The 5505-nt window shown below is 46.6% G+C and carries 8 protein-coding genes and 4 pseudogenes; 5 read left to right on the top strand and 7 right to left on the bottom strand.

Features of this window, described 5'->3' with window-relative positions:
- The 5 genes and pseudogenes from KQP79_RS25605 to KQP79_RS25625 all read left to right on the top strand — a co-directional run.
- A pseudogene (locus KQP79_RS25605) lies at positions 1-227 on the top strand (single-stranded DNA-binding protein); the annotation flags it as partial.
- A 119-nt stretch (positions 228-346) separates the two neighbouring features.
- Positions 347-664: a ParA family protein gene (locus KQP79_RS25610; RefSeq protein ID WP_413541951.1), complete on the top strand. Its 318-nt coding sequence runs from the start codon at positions 347-349 to the stop codon at positions 662-664.
- Positions 606-1307, top strand: a pseudogene (locus KQP79_RS25615) (ParA family protein); the annotation flags it as partial. The gene KQP79_RS25610 and the pseudogene KQP79_RS25615, both read left to right, overlap by 59 nt.
- Before the next feature lie 7 nt (positions 1308-1314).
- Positions 1315-1593 (top strand): hypothetical protein, encoded by a 279-nt coding sequence (locus tag KQP79_RS25620; RefSeq protein ID WP_004319919.1) that lies wholly within the window; start codon positions 1315-1317, stop codon positions 1591-1593.
- A 141-nt stretch (positions 1594-1734) separates the two neighbouring features.
- A pseudogene (locus tag KQP79_RS25625) lies at positions 1735-2100 on the top strand (SLOG family protein); the annotation flags it as partial.
- 384 nt (positions 2101-2484) lie between these two features.
- Here KQP79_RS25625 and KQP79_RS25630 read toward each other — a convergent pair.
- The 7 genes and pseudogenes from KQP79_RS25630 to KQP79_RS25665 all read right to left on the bottom strand — a co-directional run bounded on the left by KQP79_RS25630 (position 2485) and on the right by KQP79_RS25665 (position 5341).
- Entirely contained in the window at positions 2485-2664 is a 180-nt protein-coding gene (locus KQP79_RS25630; protein ID WP_004319923.1) for a transcriptional regulator, read from the bottom strand.
- A gap of 16 nt (positions 2665-2680) precedes the next feature.
- Positions 2681-3436, bottom strand: coding sequence for an MBL fold metallo-hydrolase (locus KQP79_RS25635; protein WP_004319924.1), 756 nt, complete (start codon positions 3434-3436; stop codon positions 2681-2683).
- On the bottom strand, positions 3433-3999 hold the full coding sequence (locus KQP79_RS25640) for a flavin reductase family protein (protein ID WP_004319925.1): 567 nt from the start codon (positions 3997-3999) through the stop codon (positions 3433-3435). The genes KQP79_RS25635 and KQP79_RS25640 overlap by 4 nt, the downstream gene beginning before the upstream one ends.
- A 12-nt stretch (positions 4000-4011) precedes the next feature.
- The gene (locus KQP79_RS25645) at positions 4012-4224 is read right to left on the bottom strand and encodes a hypothetical protein (RefSeq protein ID WP_264386596.1); all 213 of its coding nucleotides are present in this window, start codon (positions 4222-4224) and stop codon (positions 4012-4014) included.
- Complete coding sequence (locus KQP79_RS25650) at positions 4193-4405, bottom strand: hypothetical protein (protein ID WP_264386597.1); 213 nt, start codon at positions 4403-4405, stop codon at positions 4193-4195. The genes KQP79_RS25645 and KQP79_RS25650 overlap by 32 nt, the downstream gene beginning before the upstream one ends.
- Positions 4402-4912, bottom strand: a pseudogene (locus tag KQP79_RS25960) (DUF4186 domain-containing protein). Before KQP79_RS25960 ends, KQP79_RS25650 begins: the two are co-directional and overlap by 4 nt.
- 183 nt (positions 4913-5095) lie before the next feature.
- Positions 5096-5341: a hypothetical protein gene (locus KQP79_RS25665; protein WP_004319932.1), complete on the bottom strand. Its 246-nt coding sequence runs from the start codon at positions 5339-5341 to the stop codon at positions 5096-5098.
- Positions 5342-5505: the final 164 nt, after the last annotated feature.

Below are 5505 nucleotides of genomic sequence, written 5' to 3' on the forward strand. Positions count from 1 at the left end.
CTTCTTCCATTTGGACAGACCGCAACGGAGAGAACCACATACAGCATAGCATCATAGCTGACTCCATCGCCTTTGTCAATGCAGGGAAGGCTTTTGACAACGGTCAAAATGCAGATGCCGCCGACACCCCAGCAACAAAGGCACGTAAGGCAGCCAAGGCAGAGGGCGAGGCTCCCGTACCGCCAGCCGATGCACCGCAGGACAAGAGCGAAGACCTTCCATTCTGAGGGTTGTATTGACTAAGAGTAGTACGTACTAATCGTAGTAAATCCTATTTTACTATGGTTAGTATGTACTATCAGTAGCAGAATAGTAAAGTAGTATTCACTAATAGTAGTATCGCGTTATGACACAGATAATTGCAATTCTAAATCACAAAGGAGGCGTAGGGAAAAGTACGACCGCAGTAAACCTTGCGGCAGCTCTGCAACTGAGTATGAAGCACGTCTTGGCTATTGACATGGATGGACAAGCTAACCTCACAGAAGCCTTGGGATTGTCCATCGAGGAAGAACAGACAGTCTATGGCGCAATGTGTGGACAGTACACCTTGCCGTTGGTCAAGTTGCACAANTATCGTCGGCAGCGTCAGATGTGTATAAGAGACAGCAGTAAACCTTGCGGCAGCTCTGCAACTGAGTATGAAGCACGTCTTGGCTATTGACATGGATGGACAAGCTAACCTCACAGAAGCCTTGGGATTGTCCATCGAGGAAGAACAGACAGTCTATGGCGCAATGTGTGGACAGTACACCTTGCCGTTGGTCAAGTTGCACAATGGCATCACGGTTGTTCCTTCTTGTCTTGACCTTTCAGCGGCTGAGTCAGAGCTTATCAGTGAGCCGGGACGGGAACTTATCTTGAAGGGACTTATCACCAAAGCCATCGCCAAAGAGCATTTCGACTACATCATCATCGACTGCCCACCATCATTGGGCTTGCTGACCTTGAATGCCCTCACCGCAGCAGACTACATCATCATCCCTGTTCAAGCACAATACCTTGCCATGAGAGGTATGGCAAAGTTGATGGATATTATCCGCATCGTTCAGGAGCGGCTTAATCCCAACCTCAAAGTGGGCGGCATTGTCATCACGCAGTTCGACCGCCGCAAGACGTTGAACCGAAGCGTGAGGGAAATCGTCAATGACAGTTTTCACGAGAAAGTCTTCAAGACCGTCATCCGTGACAATGTGGCTTTGGCAGAAGCCCCCATCAACGGCAAGACTATCTTTGAGTATAATCCCAAGTCCAATGGTGCCAGTGATTACATGTCTTTGGCAAAGGAAGTGTTGAAACTAAAATAGTATGGCCATGAGCAAGAGCAGTATGTTGAAAGAGGGAATGAAAGGCGGTCTCAACGGACTCCTTTCTTCCACCAAGAAGCCGAGTAAAGAGCAGATAGTCACAGAAAACACACAAGCCCCACCAGTGTCTGTTTCTGAGACTACAGAAGTGCCGGTGCATTGCAATTTCCTTATCAACAAGAGCATCCACACGAAGATGAAGTACCTCGCCATCAAGAAAGGGATGTCCTTGCGTAATATTGTCAATGAGGCAATGACCGAATACCTAAAGCGGCATGACACATGAGTGCCGCGCGGTATCATCGCCGGACAGACGATGATACCGCTATCTCTTCTATGAACTCAACTAATCGTAGTAAATACTATTGTACTACTTTACTATTCGTAGTCGATAATCCCCTTAGTAAATACTTTATACTATTATACTCGGTATTTCTATTGTGGCATGGCAATGGGATTTGACCTGCTGGCGGCAGAAGCCGCCCTTTCGTTGCAATGCGAGTTGAAGGACTTGCAGGTGATAGCCGTTGTGCCGTTCCGTGGTCAGTCTGATAGGTGGGGCAAGGAAGAGCAAGCCAAATATGATGCCATCCTACGCATCGTGGATGACGTGGTCGTATTGAGCGAGCGATACTATAATGGCTGCCTTCTGAGGCGCAACGACTACATGGTCAACCGCAGTTCACGGCTCATTGCCTACTTCAATGGCAATCCCAAGGGCGGCACATTCTACACCGTCAGAGAAGCCAAGCAGCAGGGCTTGGACATAGTGAATCTTCATAATAGTGTATAACCCATAAAACAGAAAATGCTTATGGACGATATTGTTGCAATCATCGTTTGCTGCTTCGTGTTCGGAGCTTTGGGCAATGTGCTCAGAGCTTTGTTCGGCGGAGAGAGACGAAATGACTTTCGCCGTGACCGCTAAGCGTTTCTAATCCAAGATACGCTGACAGCCACACGTCTGCACCTTACCCCAAAAAGATGCAGCGGATATTCATGTCCGTAGGCAAGGATATTCAGATTCCTCACCTTAACATTTTGATAAAAACTAAAGATACTGCTGCCTATATTTCAAGACAGCAGTATAAACCTTACTCTGCAGGTGCCCATTTGCAACGCACAGGAGAGACGATTGCACNACTGCTGCCTATATTTCAAGACAGCAGTATAAACCTTACTCTGCAGGTGCCCATTTGCAACGCACAGGAGAGACGATTGCACCCTCTGCCTTCAACTGTTTCATTGCAGAATCAACCTCTTTGCGGTCGAGACCGCTGAGTTCTGCGATTTTACCTGCGTTGAGAGGCTGACCAGCCTCCTTCATTGTTGCCAATACTTTTTCTTTTGCGTCCATTGTTTTGATGATTTGATTATGAAATTGTTATGCTGTCTCCTTCATGCTCGATACACCAAAAGGGAACTTCCTTCTCTTTGCAGAAAGGTTCCATGCGCCATACACTCTCAAATCCACTCATGACAAAGTGCATCGGGACAAACATTCCAACCTTGAAACGTTCAATAAACTGCCTTCCTCCCAGCGTATAGCCGTTACCGATGCGTCCGTCCACAGGAAACATCACGAGGTCAAAGGAATCAGTTATCTTTCGAATGTCTTTAAGTTCACCAAGGAATCGCTTTTCCTCCGCCACAGGATTGATATATTGACCGAACTCTTCGCTGAAGACCTCTCCTTCAGGTGTGTTGTCGGCGAGGAAGCGTGCGTACCAGTTGCATAGGTCTCCTGCGTGAAAGATAGTTTTTCCTTCAGTTTCTACTATCCAGCTTACACCGCTATCGTTACTGCCTGTTGCTGTCACTTTCAGATACTCATCTTCCCAGACTGTTCCTTTTACCATCCAAACATCTGCATCCTCTTTCTGAGCTCTTCTTCGTTTGAGTATGTCCTTTGACAGAATGTATGTGACATTGGGAATGCGATTCTTCCACTTGAAGATTTCTTTTGTGAAGTGGTCTTCATGGAAGTGACTTGAAAACACGTACACAGGTTTACATGTATTCATGTACACACTCATGACACCAGCAGGATCCATCCAGTAGTCAAATACCAGGATGCATTGAGACGTTTCAAGCAAGAAGCCGCTATGGAAGATGTATCTGAGTATCATCCCTTCAAAGCCTTACCGTCTGAGAATGCGTGACCAACTGTCTTGCCAAGCTCAATGTAGCCGTGATGTATGGGATCGAACACGATGAGTTCCATCTTCTCCATATCTGGCTTGCCATTCTCGGCAAGATACTTTTCATCTACGAGAATGTTTACTATCTCTGCCACGATATAATAACCCTCTGGTGACTCATCGATTTTCTCTTTGATGCGACATTCCAATGTCATGGGGAAGTCTGTAAAGACGGGAGCGTTGATATTCTCTGCCTTCTCGACGTTCCAACCTGTCTTCGCCATCTTATCCGCATCGTTCTTGGCAGATACGATGCCTACGAAATCTGCTGCCACCATGGTCTGCTTTGTAGCAAATGCCACGGTGAAGTCGGGGCAGTTGTTCAGGTTCTCCGTAGTGGCATGTGCGCCCATGGCAATCATAATCTCCTTTGCGTCCCATTGACCGCCCCAAGCAGCGTTCATTGCATTGGGCTTGCCGTTCTTGTCGTATGTGCCGATAATCAGTACCGGCTGTGGAAGCATCCACGATTTTTGTCCAAATGATTTCATTCTTACTTCTTTTTATTGTGTTATCAATTCATTCAACTTATCTTCTCGTATTACTTTCGGTTGTGCCTTGCCTGCCAGAACGAGGATCTTCTTCCCATTCCTGTATATGTGCAGCTGCCTGCTTCGCACCACAGCCGTCAAGGTCTCATCATCCTGCATGGCTTGCCATATAGGATAATACACACCTTCTGGTTCAAACAACTTCTTCTGAAGGTGTGAGCACATNTTCTTTTGTGAACATTTCAGGGAAACGGCAGATTGTTGCATACACCTGCTTGCTTGTCACAGGCTGACCGTCCTTTCTCAGGTGCAGCCCATGACGATTGATGGCATCGGCAATCTGGTCAGTTGTCATGCCGCCATTTCGCTTTACCATCACATATATTATGGCTTCTTCTATCTTCATCCTTTATTCATCTGCTTTTCAATCCATGCCATCAATACGGCAACAGCATATTCCTGTTCTTCCTTGGTCAGTGCCCTGCCTGCTGGGATGTGATGCCACTTGAAGAAGCATCCCCTGCAACAACAGCCAGTGGCATGTTGAGCCAGGAAAACAGGATGCCCGTGCATTGGAGTCTGTTTGCCGTCGTTCGGTATGACAGCCGGAGCAAGTCTTTTTGCCACAAAGTCCTCTGCGTGTTTTCGTATCGTCGGCAATCCCTTTTCCATNGACAGCCGGAGCAAGTCTTTTTGCCACAAAGTCCTCTGCGTGTTTTCGTATCGTCGGCAATCCCTTTTCCATTACATACTCCCTGTCTTTCTTGGACAGATGGAAACGGCTGCGAAAGTCAGACTTTGCCAGCCTCTCAAAGAGATTGGTCAGGTCGTACTCTGTTTTCTCAGAAGGAATGCTCTCATGCGGATCCTCCTCCTGGAACAACGATGGATATATGTATTTCTGTGACATCATTATCTGTTACTTCTTATTTCCAGTGTTATATCCATATATGACCGCTTGCCGTCAATATAGTCGGCATAGAGCATTTCCTCACTTCTGCCTTTCAGAACATGGCATTTGCCGCATATCTCACAGTTGTGTAGGCATTTCCATTCATTCAGAACGTAATCCAAACGTTCCTCTCGTGTAGATGATTCAATAGAGGGTGTGCTCATAATCAGTGTCTCCCACAGCATGGTCAATCAGTGCCTGAAACTCTTCTTCCGTATAGTCGTCTTCCCAACCATACGTTACGTCCTTTATGCCCAAGGTAAACCCTAATGCCTCAGAATAGGATATGCCAATTTCAGCTGCAAGGTCTCTTGCCGCTTGATAAATCTGCTCTTCTTTGCTTAAGGGTAGTTGTTTCGCCTTCTTATGTTTTTTCTTCGGTTTCCCCATTTGAGTATATTCGTTTATTAATCAGCGTTGATGGGCATCTTGAAATTCCTGTATTTCTTTCGGAGTTCCTCATTATGCGCCTTCATTTCCTCATACATATCATTCAGTGCGTCAGGAAATCCCCATCCACAAGGGCTTGCCCAACGAAGGCATTGCTTGATTCG

Origin of the sequence: Bacteroides sp. DH3716P (genome assembly GCF_025914115.1) — a bacterium.
Taxonomy (GTDB): domain Bacteria; phylum Bacteroidota; class Bacteroidia; order Bacteroidales; family Bacteroidaceae; genus Bacteroides; species Bacteroides ovatus.

Bases quoted from the DNA above. Each gene is read 5' to 3' on its own strand.
- KQP79_RS25620 (WP_004319919.1), top strand. From the start codon at position 1,315: ATGAGCAAGAGCAGTATGTTGAAAGAGGGAATGAAAGGCGGTCTCAAC.
- KQP79_RS25630 (WP_004319923.1), bottom strand. From the start codon at position 2,664: ATGGACGCAAAAGAAAAAGTATTGGCAACAATGAAGGAGGCTGGTCAG.
- KQP79_RS25635 (WP_004319924.1), bottom strand. From the start codon at position 3,436: ATGATACTCAGATACATCTTCCATAGCGGCTTCTTGCTTGAAACGTCT.
- KQP79_RS25640 (WP_004319925.1), bottom strand. From the start codon at position 3,999: ATGAAATCATTTGGACAAAAATCGTGGATGCTTCCACAGCCGGTACTG.
- KQP79_RS25645 (WP_264386596.1), bottom strand. From the start codon at position 4,224: ATGTGCTCACACCTTCAGAAGAAGTTGTTTGAACCAGAAGGTGTGTAT.
- KQP79_RS25665 (WP_004319932.1), bottom strand. From the start codon at position 5,341: ATGGGGAAACCGAAGAAAAAACATAAGAAGGCGAAACAACTACCCTTA.